Annotated in this window: 20 protein-coding genes; 5 read left to right on the forward strand and 15 right to left on the reverse strand. The window is 69.3% G+C overall.

Translation table 11 applies throughout. From position 1 onward, the window contains the following. The first annotated feature begins 110 nt into the window (after positions 1–110). From ASC98_RS00975 to ASC98_RS00985, 3 genes are all read left to right on the forward strand, one after another. Positions 111–893 (forward strand): ADP-ribosylglycohydrolase family protein, encoded by a 783-nt coding sequence (locus ASC98_RS00975; RefSeq protein WP_056803168.1) that lies wholly within the window; start codon positions 111–113, stop codon positions 891–893. Positions 894–922: 29 nt separating this feature from the next. Further along, a complete protein-coding gene (locus ASC98_RS00980; protein ID WP_056804701.1) occupies positions 923–1,339 on the forward strand; it encodes a GNAT family N-acetyltransferase in 417 nt (138 codons plus the stop codon). Positions 1,340–1,407: 68 nt separating this feature from the next. Continuing rightward, complete coding sequence (locus tag ASC98_RS00985; RefSeq protein WP_056819530.1) at positions 1,408–2,055, forward strand: LysE family translocator; 648 nt, start codon at positions 1,408–1,410, stop codon at positions 2,053–2,055. A gap of 4 nt (positions 2,056–2,059) precedes the next feature. On the opposite strand, the gene ASC98_RS00990 is transcribed toward ASC98_RS00985, so the two are convergent. From ASC98_RS00990 to ASC98_RS01025, 8 genes are read right to left on the reverse strand one after another with little or no spacing between them, the layout of a single operon-like run. Continuing rightward, complete coding sequence (locus tag ASC98_RS00990; RefSeq protein ID WP_235581130.1) at positions 2,060–3,130, reverse strand: ABC transporter ATP-binding protein; 1,071 nt, start codon at positions 3,128–3,130, stop codon at positions 2,060–2,062. A 3-nt stretch (positions 3,131–3,133) separates the two neighbouring features. Further along, positions 3,134–4,162 (reverse strand): carbohydrate ABC transporter permease, encoded by a 1,029-nt coding sequence (locus ASC98_RS00995; RefSeq protein WP_056803174.1) that lies wholly within the window; start codon positions 4,160–4,162, stop codon positions 3,134–3,136. After that, on the reverse strand, positions 4,159–5,481 hold the full coding sequence (locus tag ASC98_RS01000; protein ID WP_056803177.1) for a carbohydrate ABC transporter permease: 1,323 nt from the start codon (positions 5,479–5,481) through the stop codon (positions 4,159–4,161). The genes ASC98_RS00995 and ASC98_RS01000 overlap by 4 nt, the downstream gene beginning before the upstream one ends. Continuing rightward, on the reverse strand, positions 5,478–6,950 hold the full coding sequence (locus tag ASC98_RS01005; protein WP_056804710.1) for an ABC transporter substrate-binding protein: 1,473 nt from the start codon (positions 6,948–6,950) through the stop codon (positions 5,478–5,480). Before ASC98_RS01005 ends, ASC98_RS01000 begins: the two co-directional genes overlap by 4 nt. A gap of 47 nt (positions 6,951–6,997) precedes the next feature. Then, the gene (locus ASC98_RS01010; protein ID WP_056803178.1) at positions 6,998–7,837 is read right to left on the reverse strand and encodes an amidohydrolase; all 840 of its coding nucleotides are present in this window, start codon (positions 7,835–7,837) and stop codon (positions 6,998–7,000) included. Further along, complete coding sequence (locus ASC98_RS01015; protein ID WP_056804713.1) at positions 7,834–8,892, reverse strand: aldo/keto reductase; 1,059 nt, start codon at positions 8,890–8,892, stop codon at positions 7,834–7,836. The genes ASC98_RS01010 and ASC98_RS01015 overlap by 4 nt, the downstream gene beginning before the upstream one ends. Positions 8,893–8,897: 5 nt before the next feature. Beyond that, positions 8,898–10,145: a UxaA family hydrolase gene (locus ASC98_RS01020; protein ID WP_056803181.1), complete on the reverse strand. Its 1,248-nt coding sequence runs from the start codon at positions 10,143–10,145 to the stop codon at positions 8,898–8,900. A gap of 40 nt (positions 10,146–10,185) precedes the next feature. Next, complete coding sequence (locus tag ASC98_RS01025) at positions 10,186–10,515, reverse strand: UxaA family hydrolase (protein ID WP_369820437.1); 330 nt, start codon at positions 10,513–10,515, stop codon at positions 10,186–10,188. A 124-nt stretch (positions 10,516–10,639) separates the two neighbouring features. Here ASC98_RS01025 and ASC98_RS01030 point away from each other — a divergent pair, with 124 nt between their 5' ends. Beyond that, the gene (locus ASC98_RS01030) at positions 10,640–11,383 is read left to right on the forward strand and encodes a FadR/GntR family transcriptional regulator (RefSeq protein WP_056803187.1); all 744 of its coding nucleotides are present in this window, start codon (positions 10,640–10,642) and stop codon (positions 11,381–11,383) included. 21 nt (positions 11,384–11,404) lie between these two features. On the opposite strand, the gene ASC98_RS01035 is transcribed toward ASC98_RS01030, so the two are convergent. The 5 genes from ASC98_RS01035 to ASC98_RS01055 form a co-directional block, all read right to left on the reverse strand. Further along, a complete protein-coding gene (locus ASC98_RS01035; protein ID WP_056803190.1) occupies positions 11,405–11,917 on the reverse strand; it encodes a pyridoxamine 5'-phosphate oxidase family protein in 513 nt (170 codons plus the stop codon). A 64-nt stretch (positions 11,918–11,981) separates the two neighbouring features. Beyond that, positions 11,982–13,871 (reverse strand): MFS transporter, encoded by a 1,890-nt coding sequence (locus tag ASC98_RS01040; RefSeq protein WP_056803193.1) that lies wholly within the window; start codon positions 13,869–13,871, stop codon positions 11,982–11,984. A gap of 52 nt (positions 13,872–13,923) precedes the next feature. Then, entirely contained in the window at positions 13,924–14,703 is a 780-nt protein-coding gene (locus tag ASC98_RS31425) for a DUF2145 domain-containing protein (RefSeq protein ID WP_056803196.1), read from the reverse strand. Further along, positions 14,700–15,119: a hypothetical protein gene (locus tag ASC98_RS31430; RefSeq protein ID WP_235581131.1), complete on the reverse strand. Its 420-nt coding sequence runs from the start codon at positions 15,117–15,119 to the stop codon at positions 14,700–14,702. Before ASC98_RS31430 ends, ASC98_RS31425 begins: the two co-directional genes overlap by 4 nt. Before the next feature lie 29 nt (positions 15,120–15,148). Beyond that, complete coding sequence (locus ASC98_RS01055) at positions 15,149–15,598, reverse strand: YiaA/YiaB family inner membrane protein (RefSeq protein ID WP_056803198.1); 450 nt, start codon at positions 15,596–15,598, stop codon at positions 15,149–15,151. 133 nt (positions 15,599–15,731) lie between these two features. Here ASC98_RS01055 and ASC98_RS01060 point away from each other — a divergent pair, with 133 nt between their 5' ends. After that, a complete protein-coding gene (locus tag ASC98_RS01060) occupies positions 15,732–16,469 on the forward strand; it encodes a helix-turn-helix transcriptional regulator (RefSeq protein ID WP_056803201.1) in 738 nt (245 codons plus the stop codon). A 67-nt stretch (positions 16,470–16,536) separates the two neighbouring features. Here the strand turns inward: ASC98_RS01060 and ASC98_RS01065 are convergent, their stop codons facing one another. Continuing rightward, positions 16,537–19,215 carry a TonB-dependent receptor gene (locus ASC98_RS01065; RefSeq protein ID WP_056819532.1) on the reverse strand — a complete coding sequence of 893 codons (2,679 nt, stop codon included), beginning with the start codon at positions 19,213–19,215 and terminating at the stop codon, positions 16,537–16,539. A gap of 260 nt (positions 19,216–19,475) precedes the next feature. After that, positions 19,476–21,251 carry an ATP-binding protein gene (locus tag ASC98_RS01070; RefSeq protein WP_056803212.1) on the reverse strand — a complete coding sequence of 592 codons (1,776 nt, stop codon included), beginning with the start codon at positions 21,249–21,251 and terminating at the stop codon, positions 19,476–19,478. Positions 21,252–21,280 lie beyond the last annotated feature (29 nt).

Below are 21,280 nucleotides of genomic sequence, written 5' to 3' on the forward strand. Positions count from 1 at the left end.
TTCCATGGGGCGCGAAGAGTGCACCAGCGCCTACTTTGCGTCTACAGACTTTGAGTAGCAAGTCGATGATGAGCCGCCAGCCGGTAGAGTAGCCCCCAAGGAGGCACACCATGCTTGGAGCCATCGCCGGCGACGTGATCGGATCGATCTACGAGTGGAACAACATCAAGACCAAGGCGTTCGAGCTGATCGGACCCCGCTGCACCTTCACCGACGACACCGTGCTGACCGTCGCGCTGGCCGAAGCCATCCTCGACGACGCTGACTACACCACGCTGCTGAAGGCCTATGCCGGCCGCTACCCGCGGGCCGGCTACGGCGGCCGCTTCAAGCAATGGGCGCGATCCGAGGACCCCACGCCGTACTACAGCTGGGGCAACGGCGCGGCGATGCGCATCAGCCCGGTCGGCTTCGCGTTCGACTCGCTCGACGAGGTGCTGGCCAAGGCCGATCACTACACCCGCGTCACCCACGATCACCCGGAAGGCATCAAGGGCGCGCAGGCCGTTGCGGCCAGCATCTTCCTGGCCCGCACCGGGACCAGCCGCGACGACATCAAGCGCTACGTCGAGACCACGTTCGGCTACGACCTGTCGCGCCGTCTCGACGACATCCGGCTCGTCTACCGCTTCGACAGCTCGTGCCAGGGCACGGTGCCCGAGGCGATCATCGCCTTCCTGGAGTCGACCGACTTCGAGGACGCGATCCGCAATGCGATCTCGATCGGCGGCGACAGCGACACCATCGCCTGCATCACCGGCGGCATCGCGCAGGCCTTCTACGGCGGCGTCCCTTCGGTCATCGCCCAGCCGGTGTTGAGGATCCTGGATGGCATGCTGCTCGCCACGACGAAGCGGTTCATGCAGTCGTACACGCCGGAAGCGTCGAAGTGACGGCGCCGTCGAACGCTTCGCTCCGCGTGATGACGATGGGCGACTACGACGCCGTGATCGACCTGATGAAGGCGACCCCGGGCGTCTCGTTCCGCGATGCGGACTCGCGCGACGCCACCGCGCGCTACCTCGAACGCAACCCCGGCCTGAGCTTCGTCGCCGAGAAGGACGGCCGCCTGGTGGGCTGCCTGATGAGCGGGCACGACGGGCGGCGCGGCTATCTGCAGCACCTGGTCGTGCTCGCCGAGCATCGCCGGCAAGGGATCGCGAACGCGTTGGTCGACCGCTGCCTGGCAGCGCTGGAACAGCTCGGCATCCTGAAGTCGCACATCGACGTGTACCGAACCAACGATGTGGGGCAGGCTTACTGGGAAAGCCAGGGCTGGGAGCAGCGCACCGACATCCACCGCTACTCGCACATCCGCGGCAACCATGGGAACGCCTGACGGACCGCTTCGTCGCGGCATCAGACCTGCCCCGTCCTCGCACAGATGATCGAGCCCCGAGACGCCCCATGCACCTCGACACCCTCACCGCCAACCCCAACCTCGCCGTCGCCTGCACCGCCTACTTCATCGGCTGTGCGAGCCCCGGCCCGAGCATCGTCGCGCTGATGGGCACCGCGATGAACGGGGGCCGCGCACCGGCGCTCGCGCTGGCTGCCGGCATCACGCTGTCGTCGTGGACGCTCGGGCTCACCGCCGCGCTCGGCCTCGCATCGCTGCTGGCCGCGTGGTCCGGCGCGCTGATGGTGGTCAAGGTGATCGGCGGGCTCTACCTGCTGTGGCTCGCGTTCAAGGCCGGTCGCTCCGCGCTGTCGCGCCACGATGCGGCCGACGCCGGCGCGTCCGGCCGCACCGGCAGCCTGCGGCAGGTGTTCCTGAAGGGCATCGCGATGCACATCACGAACCCGAAGGCGATCTTCGTGTGGCTGTCGACGATCTCGATGGGCCTGCCCGCGCACGCCTCGCCGACCGATTCGCTGGTCGTGTTCGCGGTCTGCGGCCTGCTCGGCGTGCTGATCTTCGTCAGCTATGCGCTGCTGTTCTCGACCGCCGTCGCGCGGCGCATCCACCGCTCCACCCGCCGCGCGTTCGACAGCACGATCGCGCTGTTCTTCGGCTTCGCCGGCCTGCGGATGCTGCTGTCGCGCCACCTGTAGGCGTTCAGCGCATGCGCGCACCCGTCGCGCCGTCGAACACGAACGCCGCGCCCGGATCGAACGCCACGCCGACCCGCCGCCCGACCGCCTGGTCGAAATCCTTCGCGCCTTTGACGGTCAGCTTGTGCGTGCCGATGTGCAGCGTGACCAGCGTGTGGTCGCCGATCAGCTCCACCGCGTAGATCTCGCCCTGCAGCGTGCCACCGTCGGCGATCCGGCAGTCCTCCGGCCGGATGCCGAGCACCGCATCCGCGGCGCTCGCGGTCACCGGTGTCGGCACGCGAAAGCCGGCGCCCTCCAGCCAGCCGCCCGACAACGCCCCGCGCAGGAAGTTCATCGGCGGCGACCCGATGAAGCCGGCGACGAACAGGTTGGCCGGGTCGTTGTAGATGCGCGCCGGCGTGTCGAGTTGCTGCAGCACGCCCTTGTCGAGCAGCGCCACGCGATGCGCCAGCGTCATCGCCTCGACCTGGTCGTGCGTGACGTACAGCGTCGTGATGCCGAGCTGCTGCTGCAGGTGCTTCAGCTCCGCGCGCATGTGGCCGCGCAGCTTCGCATCCAGGTTGGACAGCGGCTCGTCCATCAGGAACACCGACGGCCGCCGGACCATCGCGCGCGCCAGCGCGACGCGCTGCCGCTGCCCGCCGGACAGCTGCCGCGGGTAGCGGTCGAGCAGCCCGTCGAGCTGCACCTGCTTCGCCACCGCCAGCACCTGCTCGTGCTGCTGAGGCTTCGGCACGCCGCGCACGTCCAGCGGGTAGGCGACGTTCTCTGCCACCGTCTTGTGCGGGTACAGCGCATAGCTCTGGAACACCATCGCGATGTCGCGGTTCTTCGGCAGCACGTTCGTCACGTCGCGCTCGCCGATCAGGATGCGCCCGGCGCTGGCCGTCTCCAGCCCGGCGAACACCCGCAGCGCGGTGCTCTTGCCCGAGCCCGATTCGCCGAGCAGCACGAGGAACTCCCCGGGCGCCACCTGCAGGTTGAAATCTCGCAGCACCTCGACCGCGCCGAAGCGCTTGCCGAGGTGGTCGAAGGTGACCGGGTGCGGGGTCGAGGACAGCGGGGTCGTCAAGGGTCAGCCTTTCACCGCGCCGGTCAGCAGGCCGCGGGCAATGAACTTCTGCAGGAACAAGGTCATCACGACCACCGGCACGATCATCAGCAGGATCAGCACGCTCATCGTCCACCACTGCGGCCCGCGCGTCGCGTTCTGCGCCGCCACCAGCAGCGGCATGGTCTGCGCGTTCGCGGTCGACAGGAACAGCGCGAGCAGGTACTCGTTCCAGCTCAGGATCAGCAGCAGCAGCGTCGTCGCGACCAGCCCCGGCCGCGCCAGCGGCAGCATCAGGTCGAACAGGATGCGAAAGCGCGACGCACCGTCCAGCGCCGCGCTCTCCTCCAGCTCGCGCGGGATGCCGTCGAAGAAGTCGACCATCAGCCAGACGACGATCGGCAGGTTGGCGGTCATGTAGGTGACGATCAGCGCGAACTGCGTGTCCAGCAGGTGCACCTGCTGGAACATCACGTAGATCGGGATCGCCGACACCACCGGCGGCAGGATGCGCTGCGAGATCATCCAGAACAGGATGTCGTCGTTGCCGAGGCGCGCGGTGATGCGCCGCTGCAGCGGCCGCAAGCCCAGCACGAACAGCATCGCGCCGAGCGGCAGGGCCCAGCCGAGCGACAGCCCGGCCCCGAGCACCAGCGCGACCACCGCGGCGACGCTCGCGATGAACAGCAGCACCGCCGCGACGCTCGGCCGGTAGACGATGCGCGTCAGCGCGTACGCCGCCATCGAGCCGATCGCGACCGCCAGCAGCGTCGACAGGCTCGCGATCAGCATCGAGTTGAGGTAGGGCCGCAGCGTGTCGCGCCCGGTCTCGACCAGGATGTACTTCCACGCATGCAGCGACGGCTGGAAATCGACGAAGGGCAGGAACACCGGCCCGTCGGCCACCTGCAGCGGCTCCTTGAACGAGGTGACGAGCACCCAGTACAGCGGGAAGAAGACGACGAAGGTCCACGCCAGCAGCGCGCCGTAGACCAGCGCACGCGGGAGCGGCGCGAGCTCGCCGAGGCGCTGCGGTTCGAGCCAGCGCTTCATGCCGCCGGCTCCCCGCGCGCCGGCCGCACGACGAAGTGGAAAAAGCTCACCGCCATCAGCGTCGAGGCGAGCAGCAGCAGGTAGGCCACCGCCGCCGAGCCGCCGAGGTTCAGCGAGCGCCAGTCGATGAAGGCATGCAGCGTCATGCTCTCGGTCGCGATACCGGGACCGCCATTCGTCAGCACGTTCGGCAGGTCGACGATCTTGAAGGCCTCGATCAGCCGGATCAGCACCACGGCCGCGGCGGTCGGCGCGATCGCCGGCCAGGTGATGTCGCGGAAGATGCGCCACGACGGCGCGCCGTCGAGCTGCGCTGCCTCGAGCTGGTCGCGCGGCTGGCCCTCGATGGCGGCCAGCAGCACGATGAAGATGAACGGCACCCACTGCCAGGTGTCGCCGATCAGCACGACCCAGCGCGCCGACCAGGCGTTCTGCGCCCAGGTCACCGCACCCAGGCCGAGCAGGCGGGCGACCGGCGCAAACGGGCCGACGCCCATGTCGGCCAGCATCCGGAACATGTAGGCGATGCCGACCGGCGTCACCATCAGCGGCAGGAAGAACGACAGCCGGAACAGGTTGCGCCCGCGGATCGGCTGCGCGCACAGCAGCGCGAGACCGAGCCCGAGCGCGAACTGCAGCGCGACGCCGCCGGCCACGTAGAACAGCGTCGTCAGCAGCGAGCCTTGCTGGCCACCCGCGGTGCCGGCGGCGACCAGCGCGACCAGCAGCCACACGCTGCCGGCGAGCTGGCGGCCGACCAGGCCGGCGACGCGGGCCGGCGCGCCGAGCCTGCGGGCGATGAGCGCGGCGATCACGAAGCCGGCGAACGCGATGAGCAGCCACGCGAACCACGGCAGGTCGAGCGCATCGCGCGCCGCCTGGGCCGCGGCCGCGAACGGGCCGAGCGGCGACAGCAGCGCGGCGACGATCACGCAGGCCAGCGTCAGCACCGCTGCCGCGCCCTGTGGCGCCCGCGGCGCGGCCTGCGCATAGGCTTGCCGCCGCCGCAGGCTGCGCAGCAGCGCCCACGCGAGCAGCGCATGCGCGGCCGCGAGCGCGACCCAGGTCCCGGCCGCCAGCTCGCCCGCCGTGCCCAGCAGGTGGAACTGCTGCGAGCCGGCGATCAGCTTGCGGTAGTTCAGCGCGCCGACGAAGCTCAGCTCGTAGCCGCCGGCCTGCAGCGAGAAGCGCGTCAGTGACAGCCAGGCGGAGGCGAGCAGCGGGAAGATCGAGAACAGCAGGACGACGGTGACCGCGGGTGCGATGAAGACCGTGCCGGCCTGCCGATCGAGCCAGTCGCTGAACGCCGCCTTCGTCACTTGGCGCCGATGCTCGCTTTGTAGGCGGCCTGCTGCTTCGCCTTGCCGAGCTCGTCGTTCAGTTCGTTCCAGGTGTCCTCGATGTTCTTCATCGTGCCCTTCACGTCGAGCTCGCCGGCCAGGAAGCGCGCCATCGCGGTGTCCAGCGCCACCTGCTGGTAGCGCTGGTTGAACGGGATGCGCAGGTCCAGCACCATGTTCGGCGAGTTCAGCGAATCCTGGATCGCGCCCAGGTAGTCCTTCGCCGCCTTGTCCGACATGCCGGCCTTCTTCCACGGGCCCATGTCCTTGAACTGGCTCTGCCGGTACGGGTTGAAGCCGGTCGCGCCGACCGTCACGTCGGCGTTCGACTGCTCCGGCTGCGACATGTACGAGAAGAGGGCATACGCCGCGTCCTTGGCCTGCGGCTTCGCCTTCGCGTTGATCGCGCCCGACCAGCCGCCGAAGGCCGCGAACGGCGCGCGGTTCACGCCGTTCACCGCATGCGGGCAGCGCGTGGCATCGCACGCCACCAGCTTGCCGCTGGCGCGGTCGAGCACCCGGGTCGTGCCGGGCAGCATCAGCGCGCCGACCTTGTCGACCACCTTCGACGCCTTCGGGTCGACCGCCAGCGGGCCGATGTCGCCCCAGTCGACGGTGAGCGCGCAGCCGCCGCTGACGAACAGCGTGCGGGTGTCGCCGACGTCCATGTTGATCTCGTTCGGCGGGCCGTACTTGCCGGTCTCCTTGTAGATCTCCAGCGCGCGTGCGAAGGCGTCGTTGTTGACCAGCGGCTTCATCGTCGCCGGGTCGAAGAACGCGCCCTCGCTGGTGCCCTTGGCCTGCAGGAAGGCGCCGGCCACCGAGGTGATCATCCAGAACGACTGCGCGCCACGCTTCTTCGCGATGCACGAGCCGACGATCGGCTTGCCGTCGCCGAAGTCCTTGCCATGCGCGGCCTTCGCGATGTCGAGGTACTCGTCCCAGGTCTGCGGCGGCTTCCGGCCGAGCTTGGCCAGCACGTCGCTGCGGTAGTAGGCGATGTGGAAGTCGCCGTCCAGCGTCACGGTGTAGGTCTTGCCGCCGTACTTCTGCGAGAACTCGCGGAAGAACGGCGCGACGTCGTCCTCGCGCAGCTTGGCGTCGGCCTTCACGCGCGGGCTCAGGTCCTCGAGGAATCCGACGTAGTCGGGCATCCACTGCGGCGCGAGGATCGCGGCGTCGATCGAGTTGGTGCCGGTCGACCAGTCGGTCAGCAGCTTCTGGTACAGGTCGGAGTACGGCACCGTGATCACGTTGACCTTGGCGCCGGTGGCGGCCTCGAACTCCTTGCCGCGGCGCTGCAGCGGCTCGGCGATCTGCGGCCCGGTGAAGGTCATCACGTTCAGCGTGACGCCGGCGTAGGCCTTGGTCTGCGCCTGCGCGCCGGACAGGCCGAGCGCGGCCGTGCAGGCCAGCGTGGCCCAGAGGGAAATCGACCTTTGGTTCATGTTGTCTCCATCGTTGTCGTTGTTCACACCTTCTCGGCCCGGCCTGCTCAGTCCAGGCGGTAGAAGCGCTCGGCATTGCCGGCCCACACCGCATGGCGATCGGCGTCATCCAGCGGTGCCAGCAACTCGTCGGTCGCCGCGACCCACTCGGCATAGCCGCCGGCCAGCGTCAGCACCGGCCAGTCGCTGCCCCAGATCACGCGTTGCGGGCCGAACAGCTCGAGCACCGTCTCGGCATACGGGCGCAGCGTGGCGGCGCGCCAGCCCGTGCCGGCTTCGGTCGCCAGGCCGGACAGCTTGCAGTGCAGCGACGGCAGCTGCGCCAGCGCCTGCAGGCCGCGGCGCCAGGCGCTGAAGGCACCGCGTGCGATATCAGGCTTGGCGGCATGGTCGATCACGATCGGCAGGGCCGGGTGGCGTTGCGCAAAGGCCAGCAGGTGCGGCAGGTGCGCGGGCTTCACCAGCGCGTCGAAGCGCAGGTCGTGGCGCACCAGCGCGCCCACCGCGGCATCGATGGGCGCGGTGGCGATCCAGGCCGGGTCAGGTAAATCCTGCAGCATCGGCCGCACGCCCTTCAGCAGCGGATCGGCGGCGAGTGCGTCGAGGGCCGGCACTGCATCGCCGTGTGCCAGGTCGACCCAGCCGACGACGCCGCGCACCAGGTCGTGCTGCGCGGCCAGGCGCAGCAGCCACTGCGTCTCGGCCAGCGTCGGCGCGGCCTGCACCAGCACCGTGCCACGCACCTCGTGGGCGGCGAGCAGCGGCTGCAGGTCGGCGGGCGCGAAGTCGCGGTACAGCGGTGCCAGGTCGGGGGTCAGCCAGCCGTAGTCGCCGCGTGCGAGCGACCAGAAATGCTGGTGCGCATCGATGCGGTACGGCGCGGTCATCGGTCGGTTCCCGCCGGCACCGGGGCGTCGGCGGCGATCAGGCCCTGCTCGCGCAACGCGGCCCACAGCGCCGCGGGGATCGGCTGCGTCATCCAGCGCACGATGCCGTTCAATTCGTCCGCGTTGCGCGGCCCCGGCACGCACGACACCACCGCCGGATGCCCGAGCGGAAACTGCAGCGCGGCGGCCGCGAGCGGCACCTCGAAGCCGTCGCACACCGCCTGCAACCGGGCCACGCGCCCGAGCACCTCGGCCGGTGCCGCCGCGTAGTTGAACTTCAGCGTGCTGCTGGGCCGCCGCAGGCCCGCCGCGAGGATGCCCGAGTTGAACGGTCCGCCGACGATGATGCCGACGCCGCGCTCCACGCAGCGCGCGAGGAACGGGTCGAGCGCCTGCTGCTCCAGCAGCGTGTAGCGGCCGGCCAGCAGCGTGCAATCGAGGTCGACGTGCTCCATCGTGTCGCGCACGATCTCCCATTCGTTGACGCCCAGCCCGATCGCGCCGATCAGCCCTTCGCGGCGCAGTGCCTCCATCTCGCGCAAGCCCCCGCCGCTGGTCAGCTGCCGCCAGTGGAAATCATGGCGGTCGCCGTGCGTCACGCGGCCGATGTCGTGCACCAGCGCGAGGTCCAGGCGGTTCGTGCCGAGGCGCTGCAGGCTGTCCTCGACCGAGCGGCGGATCGCGCCGGCGCTGTAGTCGTAGTGCACCTCGAACGGCAGCGGGTTCTGCCAGGCCGTTTCGCCGGCCGGCAGCTCGCGCCGCGTGGCATGCGGCGACAGCGGCTTCAGCAGCCGGCCGACCTTGCTGCTCAGCACCCACTGGTCGCGCGGGTGCTCGCGCAGCGCCTCGCCGAAGCGCCGCTCCGACAGCGTGTAGCCGTAGAACGGCGCGGTGTCGAAGAAGCGGATGCCGGCCGCCCACGCGGCGTCGAAGGCGGCGCGCGACGCGTCCTCGGAGATCAGGTCGTACATGTTGCCGAGCGGCGCACCGCCCATGCCCAACGTGGTCAGCGCGTGGCGGGTGCGCGGGAGCATGCGGGTCGGCAGCGTGGTCATCGTGGTCATGGCGTGGCTCGCGTGGAAGACTGGAGCGGCATCGCGCGTGTCGCTTGCCGCACGGGCAGGCAGCTCGGGCCGATCGGCTCGAAGGCCTTGTAGGTGAGGATGAACTCGCGGTGGCCGAGCGCTTCGCTGGCGGTCTCGCGGCCGTGGCCGACGTCCTGCACCAGCGCGACGATCTCGGCGCCGACCTGGTCGAGCGTCGCATCGCCGCGCAGGATGCGGCCGGCGTTGACGTCCATGTCGTCGGCCAGCAGGTCGTAGGTGTCCGGGTTCGCGCACACCTTGATCACCGGCGAGATCGCCGAGCCGACCACCGAGCCGCGGCCGGTGGTGAACAGCGTCAGGTGCGCGCCGCAGGCGATCAGCTCGACGATCTCGGCGTTGTCCGAGATGTTGGGGAAGCCGAAGCGCACCTCGCCGTCGGGTACCACGTCGAGGAGGTAGAGGCCGCCGGTCGGCGGGATGTCGCCGGGCTTGATCAGGCCGCTGATCGGCGAATCGCCGCTCTTCGCGTAGGCGCCGAGCGATTTCTCCTCCTGCGTCGTCAGGCCGCCGTCGGCATTGCCGGGCGCGAAGCTGCCGTGGCCGAGCGTCTCGTAGTAGCGCGCCGCCTTCGCGACGCAGCGCACGATCTCGTCGCCGAGCTCGGGGGTCGCGGCGCGGCGCTGCATGTGGAACTCGCAGCCGACCAGCTCGCCGGTCTCCTCGAAGATGCAGGCGGCGCCGCGCGCGATCAGCGTGTCGAACGCGCGGCCGACCGCCGGGTTCGCGGTGATGCCGCTGGTGCCGTCGCTGCCGCCGCAGACGGTCGCGACGACCAGTTCGTCCCAGCGCATCGGCACGCGCGGCTGCGTGTCGAGCTCGGCGAGCGCCCAGCGCACCCACTCGATGCCCTCGTTCAGCGTCTTGCGCGTGCCGCCGCGCTCCTGGATCGTCAGCGTGTGCACCGGCCGGCCGCTGGCGGCGACCTCGGCCTCCAGCCCGCGCTTGTCGAAGCTCTCGCAGCCGAGCGAGACGAGCAGCACCGCGCCGACGTTCGGGTGCGTCAGCAGCCGGCGCATCACCTTGTCGGCATAGGCGTTCGGGTAGCAGCCGGGGAAGCCGACCAGGTGCACCGGCTCGCCGCGGAATGCGAGCGTGACCTCGTGCGCAACGAAGTGCGCGCATTCGACCAGGTAGGCCACCGCGACCACGTTGCGGATGCCCTTGCGGCCGTCGGCGCGCGGGAAGCCGGTCAGCACGGGCATCGGCTCCGTCGGCTGCCTGGCCGTGGGCTCAGTCGTGCGCTCAGTCGTGTGAAGTGAGGACATATTTCGAGCCGTCCTGCAGCGTGTAGGTGGGGAGGTAGTCGCTGGCGAGGTTGTCGGTGTGGATGTGCTCGCCGCGGGCGATCGGCCGCTGCACGCTGCCGATCGCCGCGCCATGGCGCAGCACCTTGTCGCCGACCGCCAGCGCGCGCCGCGCCAGCTTGTGCGCCATCGCGACCGGCCGCGGCAGCGTCGCCGGCACGCCGTCGATCAACAGCGTCTCGCCGGCCGCCAACGCACGGCAGGCCACCAGGCAGTTGTCGGCCGGGTTCAGCAGCAGCAGGCGCGGATCAGTCACGGGCGGGTCGATGGCGGGGGTCATTCCGGCTTCCTTGGGTCGGCCTGAAAAGGTATAAAGGTCAGACCAATAGACCATTGTTGCGATCGCCAGCGATCCGCGGCAACCGGGTTGACCCTGATGGGAAAATCGACCGATGAGCCACCAGCGACTGCCGCCGATCGAGACCAAGCGCCTGTACCAGCACATCGCCGGCGTGCTGCGCGAGTCGATGGACAGCGGCCGCTTCGGCATCGGCAGCTACCTGCCGCCGGAGCGCGAGCTGGCCGACCAGCTGGGCGTCAGCCGGGCCTCGGTGCGCGAGGCGCTGATCGCGCTGGAGGTGCAGGGGCGGGTGTCGGTGCGGGTCGGGGCGGGGGTGCAGGTGCTCGATGCGTCGGCGCCGAAGGCCGAGGCCCCGGGCATCGCGCCGGGCGCGTCAGGCGCCTCGGCGGACGAGCCGCCGGTCGGCCCGCTGGAGCTGCTGGAGGCGCGGCTGGTCGTCGAGACCGAGACCGCCGCGCTCGCCGCGCGCCATGCCACCGAGCAGGATGTGCAGGCCCTGCAGCGCAGCCTCGACCAGATGGTGCAGGACCATGCCCGCAACCCCCTGCTGCACGACGGCGACCGCGCCTTCCACATCGGCATCGCGCGCGCCAGCGGCAACGCGGCGCTGCTGTTCATCGTGACGACGCTGTGGGACCAGCGCTACACGCCGATGCAGGAGCGGATGGAAACGCTGTTCACGACGCCCGGCCTGCATGTCGCCGCGGTCGACGACCACCGGCGCGTGCTGGAGGCCATCGCGGCGCACGACCCGGCGGCGGCCCGGCAGGCGATGCGCCGGCACCTGACGACGGTGCGCAAGACATTCTCGCGAGCGATCGTCGCAGGCCGCTGAACCGCGGCCCGGCCCGGAAACTCAGGCCGACGGCATCGTCTCGGACCACTGCTGCGGCCGCGAGATGCCGAAGTCGGACGGGCGCGCGCCGTCCATCTGCGTGCGCGGGCGCTGGTCGCTCGGGATGTCGACCCGCAGCATCACGAAATCCTGCTCGCCTTCGACGACGGTCAGGTCCGGCGCATGGCGCACGCTCGGGTGCAGGTACACCGGGTTGTGATGCGCCTCGACCAGCGCGACCTCGCCTGTCAGATGCACCAGTTGCTGCGAGCGCGGCTCGGTGAACGACAGCGTCAGGCTCGGGTCGAGTTCGATGTCCTGCGCGAGACGGCTGTCGCGAGGCACCATCAGCCAGACGTGCGGCGGACCGTCGCCCGAGGTCATCGAGATCCTCACCCGCGCGGCGTGCGGGTGGCCGCTGTTCAGGCGGGTCGTGACCATGCAATGCCGGGCGCGCTGCAGCGAAGGCCACAACGCGTGGAAATCCCAGTCGTTGCCGCGGCGGCCGAGGAAGGACAGGTTCGGAAGGTTCATGGCGGCTTGTAGGTATGGGTCGAGCTGAAGGATGCAAGACCCGAGGGGCAATCGGCGTGCCCACTCAGCTGGCGAGGAGTTCCCCCACCCGGGTGCGCAGCCCGTCCGGCGTCACGTCGCCGGCAGCCAGCGGCGCGCCGGCCACCATGCCGACGCGGCTGAACAGGCCGCGCCGGAACGGCTTCACCATCGCACCGCCCTGCTCCACCCGCGAGAAGAACGAGCCCCACAGGTTCTGCAGCGCAAGCGGGATCACCGGCACCGGGTGGGTTTCGAGCAGCTTCATCACGCCGCCCTTGAACTCGCCGAGCTGGCCGTCCTTCGTGATCGCGCCTTCGGGGAAGATGCACACCAGTTCGCCGTCGGCCAGCACCGCGCGGGCCCGTTCGAAGGCCTGCTCGTAGACCTGCGCGTTCTCGCGCTGCGGTGCGATCGGGATCGCCTTGGCCAGCTTGAACATCCAGCCCAGCACCGGCAGCTTGAAGATGCGGTGGTCCATGATGAAGGCGATCGGCCGCGGGCTGGCCGCCATCAGCAGCACCGCGTCGACGAAGCTGACGTGGTTGCACACCAGGATCGCCGCGCCCTTCAGCGGGATGTGCTCGTCGCCGCGCACCTTGAAGCGGTAGATGCAGCGCGTGGCGACCAGCGCGATGAAGCGCAGCAGGTACTCCGGCACCACCAGGAAGATGTAGAACGCGACGACCGCGTTCAGCACGCCGACGATCAGGAACACCTGCGGGATCGAGAGCCCCGCCTTCAGCAGCGCGCCGACCAGCACCGCGCTGACGATCATGAACAGCGCGTTCAGGATGTTGTTGGCCGCGATGATGCGGGCCCGGTGGCTGGGTTGCGAGCGCAGCTGGATCATCGCGTACATCGGCACGCTGTACAGCCCGGCGAACAGGCTCAGCAGCGCCAGGTCGGCCATCACCCGCCAGTGCGCGCCGACCGACACGAAGCCGGCGAGCGACAGCTGTGCCGACGGCGGCAGCCCGCGCGACGCGAAGAACAGGTCGATCGCGAAGATGCTCATGCCGATCGCGCCGAGCGGCACCAGGCCGATCTCGACATGCCGGCGCGACACCACCTCGCACAGCAGCGAGCCGGTGCCGATGCCGATCGAGAACACCACCAGCAGCAGCGATGCGACCTGCTCGTCGCCGTGCAGCACCTCCTTCGCGAAGGCCGGGAACAGCGACAGGAAGGCCGCGCCGAAGAACCACATCCACGAGATGCCGAGCAGCGAGCGGAACACCGCGACGTTCTGGTTCGCGAGCTTCAGGTTGCGCCAGGTCTCGGTGACCGGGTTCCAGTTGATCTTCAACCCCGGGTCGGTCGACGGCGACGGCGGCACGTACTGCGCGGTCAGCCGGCCGAGCAGCGCGACCGCGACGCAGCCGATCGCGACGTAGTGGCGACCGACCTCGGGGATGCCGACCAGCAGCCCGCCGGCCACCTGGCCGAGCAGGATCGCGACGAAGGTGCCCATCTCGACCATGCCGTTGCCGCCGGTCAGTTCGCGCTCGCCCAGGTGCTGGGGCAGGTAGGCGAACTTCACCGGGCCGAACAGCGTGGAATGCAGGCCCATCAGGAACACGCAGGCCAGCAGCACCGGCACGTGGGTGGCCCAGAAGCCCCAGGCGGCCAGCAGCATGATCGCGATCTCGAGCGACTTGACGAGCTGGATCACGCGCGTCTTGTCGTACTTGTCGGTCAGCTGCCCGCTGGTGGCCGAGAACAGCAGGAACGGCAGGATGAACAGCGCGCCGATCACCAGCCCGGCGAGCTGCGGCGACAGCCACGACACCTGCACCTTGTAGGTCACCAGCACGGTGAATGCGAACTTGAACAGGTTGTCGTTGCCGGCGCCGAGGAACTGCGTCCAGAAGAACGGCGCGAAGCGGCGCTGGCCGAGCAGAGCGAACTGGTTGGGGTGCGCGTGGGGGTCCACGGTGTCTCCTGGTTGCTGTCTGTTGTTGTCGTGCGGGGCGCCGCCGGGCAATCTACCGCACAACGGCGACCGGACCACCCAGTCCGCTGCGTCCCATCCAGCGAAAGACCGAGTCGACCGTGACGGTTTCGATGCGATCGGTGAATCGCTTCGAATTCGGGTGGTCGTCGAACGCGACATTGGCCGCCGTCATGCGCGCGCCGAGCCGCTGGAAGGCCGACAGGTGCAGCGTGTCCGGCAGGTAGCCATGCTCGCGCAGCCAGGCCTGCGCCTGCGGGCGGGTCGAGATCGACGGCTCCTGCGCCGCCGCGAGCGTCTCGATCGCCCACTGGTTCGACTGCTGGTAGGCCTGCGCCCACGGGTAGGCCACCATGCTGTAGGCCGGCGTGTGCAGCCGGGCCAGCCGGCGGTTGTCGCGCAGCGCGGGCAGCAGCCGGGCCTGCACCTCGGGCGTCGGCACGACCAGGCCGGCTTCGTAGTCGTACAGGTCGTCGAGGAAGAACTCGCCGAGGCCCTGGCGGTAGACCGCGGCCTTCGCGGTGCCGCACTGGTTCAGCTTGTGCGCGATGCGCCACGGCGCGCCGGGGGTGTCGCGGTACGCGATGCCGAGGTGCGAATAGCGCTGGCCGTAGTCGCTCAGGTTCTGGCCGACGCGCGCCAGCAGCACCACCTGCGCCCCGCTCGCGTCCAGGCGCTGCGCGGTGTGCTCGGCCAGCGTCATCGCGCGTTCGACGCTGCGGCTGTCGGGCAGCTTGCGCTCGCACGAGCGGCCGGCCTGGGCGCCCTGCGCCGCGGCCAGCAGCGCGAGCGCGAGCGCCGCCCGGGCGTTCACAGCGTGACCCGCTCGTTGTAGAGCAGCGCCTTGCCGATCTCGTTCGGGATGAAGGCGATCGCCTGGCCGGCCGCCGACAGCACCCAGCCGGTGCTGATCGCCGCGACCATCACCGTGGTGCCGGCCGCGACCGACATCGCGCCGGCCAGCTGGCCGGACAGGCGCAGGCTGGCGCGGGCGCCGTCGGATGCCCGTTCGAGCACCCAGACCGCGCCGTCGGCCGAGGCCTCGACCGCGACGACGCTGAGGACCGCGCCGGCCGACAGCACCATCACCGGTGCGCTGACCGAGATCGCGATCGGCAGCATCGACAGCGCGCTGGCGTCCGACGCGTTCGGCGGGTGGGCATGCACCGCCGGGACACCGGCGGCCAGCAGGCTGGCCGCGATCAGGGCATCCAGGGCAAATCGCTTCATGGTCGTCTCCGGTGGATGGTTCAGGGGGCTCACTCGGCTTCGCGCATCGTGCGCATGCCGTCGCGGCGGGCTTCGGCCAGCGCCGCTTCGTGGGCATCGCGCAGCGTCTTGGCCAGCGTGAACACGCTCGAGATCAGGAACAGCCAGCACACGCCCAGGTAGGCCTTCCAGGTCGGGTTGATGTCCATGCGCCACAGGCCCCAGCCGGTCAGCGCCATCGCCAGCGCGAAGCCGCCCCACACGACGAAGCCCCACATCGGCGTGTCGTTCTTGCGCAGCTCGTTGTCGCGGATGTACTTGGCCAGCGCGAACGCGGTCGACAGGCAGAACACGTAGCCCATCACCATGAAGGCGCGCTGGATGTCCTCGCCGGGCAGGTAGGCGAGGCCGGTCGCGCACAGCGTCGCGGCGGTACCGAACGAGATCCAGACCTGGGCCTTCCAGGCCTTGGTGTCTTTGCGGATCAGGGTGGCTTGCATGGAAACTCTCGATCGGTGGGTTGATGACGGAGCGGATGGTCGTGCGTCCGCCACCGGAGTTCAATCCCTCCCAGGAGGGGTTGCGGCGGCATGGCCATCAGGTATCGTCTGGCGATACTTTTTGAGGGTCGAGATGAGCACCACCCAGGACCTGGTCCAGGCGCTGAAGGCCGAGCTGAAGCGCGCCGACATCACGTACGCCCGGCTGGCCGACGAGCTGGAGATGTCGGAATCGAGCATCAAGCGCATCTTCGCGAAGGGCGACATGCCGCTGTCGCGCATCGACGATGTGCTGCGCGTGCTGAAGATGGACTTCGCCGAACTGGCGCGCCAGATCGCCGATGCGCAGCCGCTGCGCCGCGAGCTGACGCTCGAGCAGGAGAAGGCGGTGGTGGCCGACCGCCGGCTGCTGCTGCTGGCGATCTGCTGCATGAGCCAGTGGACCTACGAGCAGATGATCGGCACCTACACCTTCAGCGAGGCCGATTGCGTGCGCTACCTGCTGCAGCTCGACCGGCTCGGCATCATCGAGCTGCGGCCGATGAACCGCTACCGGCTTCAGGTGGCCAAGACCTTCCGCTGGCGGCCGAACGGGCCGGTGATGGCGTTCTTCCGCGAGCACGTCGCCGACGATTACTTCAACAGCGGCTTCGACGGCGAGGGCGAGCTGATGATGCTGGTGCACGGCCAGATCGGCACCAGCCTGGCGGCGAGCTTCGTCGAGCGGCTGCAGCGCGTCGGGCAGGATTTCGCGCAGCAGCACCTGGCGGACCAGAAGCTGCCGGCCGACCAGCGGCGGGCGTACACGCTGGTGGTGGGGATGCGTTCGTGGCTGTTCGCGGCCTTCAGGGATCTCAAACGCGAGGTCTGAGCCCCACGAAAAAAAAAGGGACCCTCGCGGGTCCCTTCGTCGCTGTCGCGGCGTGCGCCGCCAGCCATCACCAGAAGGTGTACTTGCCCGCCAGCGTGATCTTGCGGCCCATCTGGCTGTGGTAGCCCGCGTTGTACGCGACGTAGCGGGTGACCCGGTTCTCGTCGAGCGGCGCTTCGCGGTTCTCGATGTTGTCGATGTTCACGCTCAGCGTCAGGTTCTTGATGCCCTTGTAGGCCACGTACAGGTCGGCCGTCGACCAGGCCTTCACGCGGCACAGCTCCGGATGCGCACCGCTCGAATACTGGCAGCTCAGGTCGGCCGGCGAGAAGGCGCGCAGGAAACCGCCGGTGTAGTTGCCGGTCAGCGTGGTCGACCAGTCGCCGATGTCCCAGTCGATGCCGGCCTTGAAGCGCTCCTTCGGTTGGCTGTAGGTGCCGGCGTAGTCGACTTCCGGTGCGTCCTTCACATTGGCCACCAGGTAGCGCGGCATCTTGTTGTAGACGATCGTCAGGCCGACGCGCCCGGCCGAGCCGAGGTCCTGGCGCGCCTTCAGCTCGATGTCGTAGCCCCACACCTTGGTCGAGCCGAGGTTGGTGTACTGCAGGTTCAGCTGCTCGATTTTCTGCGTCACCGGATCGCGCTGCACGTAGCCCGGGTAGATCGCTTCATTGGCCAGCAGGTAGTCCGGATCGATCGACGCGATCTCGTCGCGGCGCTTGATCTTGTAAGCGTCGAACGACAACGAGACGTTCTCGCTCGGCTCGAACACGATGCCGGCGGTCAGGCTCTTCGACTTCTCGGGCTGCAAGTTCGGGTTGGACCCAGAGATCGCCCGGATCGATGCGTCACATTGATCGATGTTCGGGTTGTTGGTGTCGTTCGGGTCCGGGCACAGCTTCGGGTCGCGCAGCGAGTAGAAGCCGGTCGACGGGCTCTGCGTGGTCTCGGTCAACGACGGAGCACGGAAGCCCTCGGCATAGGTGGCCCGCAGCGCCACGTTCGACGCCACCTTCCACTTGATGCCGGCCTTCGGCACGGTGGCCGAACCGAAATCGCTGTAGCGGTCGGTCCGCGTGGCCAGCGAGGCTTCGAGCGACTTCGTGATCGGCACCGACAGTTCGGCGAAGAACGCGCTGACATTGCGGCTGCCGTCCGACGACGAGCCGCCGAGCACGCTGATGTCGCCGTTGGCGGTCAGCGGATCCGGCGTGCTCTTGAACGACTCGCGGCGGAACTCGGCGCCGATCGCCAGGCCCAGCCCGCCGGCCGGCAGCTTCATCAGCTCGCGCGAACCGCGCACGTCGATCGACGTCGTCTTGGTCTTGCCTTCGTCGTGCAGCGTCGGGTAGAGCGCGGCCATCAGCGCCGGGTTGTTCGCGCCCGGGTTGCCGAAGATGAAGTTCGGGTTCGCGACGCCGTTGGCATCGAGCACGTCGCCGCCGATCAGCACCGAATCGTTCAGCAGGCCGTTGGTCCACACGCGCGCATGCGTGCCGGAGTACATCAACGCGCTTTCCGCGTCCCAGCCGGCAATGACGCCGCGTCCCCCGAACACCAGGCGAGACGTGTCGGCCGTCACCTCGGTGGTGTGCAGCACGTCCATGAAGCGGTAGCGCAACGCCACGTCGGCGCCGGTGGTGTTCTGCGGGTGGTTGGCCGGCAGCGTGATGTAGGTGGTGGGCAGCGTGCCGGTCGAGTTGTAGGTCGCGCTGTTGTACGAAGGCGACTCGCCCTTGTACTTGTTGCGCACGAACAGCGCATCGCCGAACAGCTCGAAACCGCCGCCGAGGTCCAGCGTGCCGGCGCCGAACAGCGCGTCCTGCTTGGTCTCGGGGATCAGGTCCTGGTGATCGGTGCCCTGGTAGATGCAGCGGCCATTGGCGGCGGCCGTCGGGTCGTTCAGCGGCGTGCAGCCCGGCATCGGGCCGATGAACGCGCCGCCGGTGGAGTAGAGGTTGCCCGGGTAGCCGTAGGTGGACCGCAAGTCGGTCAGCCCGAAGCGGCGGAAGTCGGCGGTCGAGGTCATCGGCCGTTCCGAGGCCTTCACCGCGTTCTGCTGCTCGTGCGAGTAGTTCAGGAAGAAGTTGTACTTGTCGTTGTCGAGGTCGCCCTTGCCCCAGGTGGTGCTGAACTTGCCCGACGCGCCGTCGTGGTAGCCCGACTGCGAGCCCGAACCCGACAGCGACAGGCCGTTGTAGTTCTTGCGCAGGATCACGTTGATCACGCCGGCGATCGCGTCGGAGCCGTAGATGGCCGACGCGCCGTCCAGCAGCACTTCCATCCGTTCGACGACGTCGAGCGGGATCGAATTGATGTCGAAGAACGACTGCTGTCCGCCCGATGCGAAGCCGTACGGCGCCATGCGGCGGCCGTTGATCAGCACCAGCGTGGCCTGCGCGCCGAGGCCGCGCAGCGAGACACCGCCGGCACCGGGCGTGAAGCTCGCGACCGCGTTCGAATTGAAGTTGCCGGCGTTGCTGGCCGGCAGGCGGTTCAGCAGTTCGGTGACCGACTGCGCACCGGAGCGGTCGATCTGCTCCCGCGTGATCACCTGCACCGGCGACGCGGTCTCGGCATCGATGCGCTTGATGCGCGAACCGGTGACCTCGACGCGTTGCAGCGTCTTCTGTGCCGTGCTCGGCGTTTCGGGGACCGGGGTGTCCGTCGTCTGAGCCCATACCGGGGTTGCGCCGGCGGCGCACAGCGCCATGACGGTCGCGCTCACGTACTTCAAGCGGAACATTCGCATCCTTCGATCAAGTGCCAGGATCTTCTGGCGCCAAAAGAAAGGCAGCGAAAGGATCCCTCCGCTGCCGCCATGTGCCCGGAGCCGGACAATCCGCCGACCCCTTGCTCAGCCTCCATCCTGATCAGTGCGGCCCCGCTTGTGATCCCGGGGAAACCGCAACTGCCCAAGCGCTCCACGAACGGGTAAGAGATATGTCACCCGTGTGAAAAAAAGCAAAGCAAGTGGTGGGCCATGACACAGGTCATGGCAGATCGTCAGCCGGTGGCGGCGGATGCGGTGCTGCGCAGCGTGAGCGTGAACTCCGCCCAGGCGCCTTGTTGGCTGCGGGCGTCGATGCGCCCGCCCATGCTCTCGATCAGCTGGCGGCTGATCGCCAGGCCGATGCCGCTGCCGGGCTCGGCACCGGTGTCGCGGCCCAGCCGGTTGAACGGCTCGTACAGGCGCGCGAGCTGTTCGTCGCTGAGGCCGGGGCCGGTGTTCCAGACCGCCAGTTGCAGTGCGCCTGCCTCGGCGCGGTGCAGCGTCACCCGCACGGTTCCGCCGGGGGCACCGTATTTGATCGCGTTCGACAGCAGGTTCAGCACCGCCTGCTTCAGCCGCAGCGGATCGGCCAGCACCGGCGGCAGCTCGGGTTCGAATGCGCGCTCAAGCTGCATCCGGCGTTGTGCGATGTCGCCCGCCACCATCGCGAGCGCCTCGTCTGCCAGCGCCCGCAGGTCGAGCGGCACGCTGTGCATGTCCATCGCGCCGACCTCGACCTTGCTCAGGTCCATCAGGTCGGTGATCAGGCGCAGCAGGTGCTGGCCGGCGCGCTCGATGTGGTCGACGCGCTCCAGCTGCTGCGCATGCAGCGGCGTCGCGGTGTCCAGCCGCAGCAGCTGCGAGAAACCCAGCACCGCGTTCAGCGGCGTGCGCAGCTCGTGGCTCACGCGCGCGAGGAACTGCGACTTCATCGCGTTGGCCTGCTCGGCCGCATGCTGCTGCTCGCGTGCGGCCTGGCCCGCCTTCACGTCGGTGATGTCGGCAAAGCTGCCGACCATGCGCAGGATGCGGCCGTCGGCATCGCGCTCGGCGACGTGGCCGCGGCTGAGCACCCAGATCCAGCGGCCGTCGGCATGGCGCAGCCGGTACTCGTCGGCATACGGGTGGCCCGGGTCGCGCAGGAAGGCACGGAAGCGCTCCCTGGCGCCGGGCAGGTCGTCCGGATGGCACAGCGTTTCGAAGCTGTCGGTGGCGATCTCGCCGAAGCGGGCGTTGAATTCGTCCGGCGTCGTGCCGAGCAGGTCGGCCCAGCGCCCGCCGAGCGTCAGCACGTCGCTGCGCAGGTCGCGCGCCCACAGGCCGATGCGGCCGCCGTCGATCGCGGCATCGAGCCATTCGCGCGAATGCTGCAGCTGCGCGATCATCTGCTCGCGCTCGGTGGCCAGCGCCTGTTGCGCCGTCACGTCGCTCACCAGGCACAGCCGTGCGCTGCGGTCGCCGAACTGCAGGCTGTGCGCGCTGACGCGCACGAGCAGTTCGCGGCCATCCTTGCGGCGGTGGCGCCACGGCCCGGACGACGTGACGCCGGCCGCATCGGCGAGGCGCGACGCGCGCACCTGCGACTCCATCGCCGCAACGTCTTCCGGCGGGCGCAGGTCGGCCAGCGTCATCTGCAGGAACTCCTCGCGCGACCAGCCGTACTGCGCGATCGCCGCGCCGTTCACGTCGAGGAAGCGCAGCGACAGCGCGTCGTAGATCCACATCGGCTGCGGATTGGCGTGGAACATCTGCTCGTAGCTGACGGCGATCTCGTGCAGCACGGTGTCTTCGGTGCTGGCGCGCGTGGCCAGCGAGCGCAGCAGCATGATCAGCAGGCAGCCCGACATCGCGACGAACAGCAGGCCCTGGATGGTGTGCACCAGCGTCAGCTGGCGCGGGTCGCTGGTCAGCGCGAGCGCCGCATGCTCGGAGAGCAGCACCCACGCCGTGCCGACCACCAGGTAGGCGAGGACCAGCACGACGGGGCTGCGATGGGGGCGCTCTTGCATCAGGGTCGCTCCGGTTCAGGGGGCGCGAA

The sequence above is a fragment of the Rhizobacter sp. Root1238 genome (genome assembly GCF_001425825.1).
GTDB lineage: Bacteria > Pseudomonadota > Gammaproteobacteria > Burkholderiales > Burkholderiaceae_C > Rhizobacter.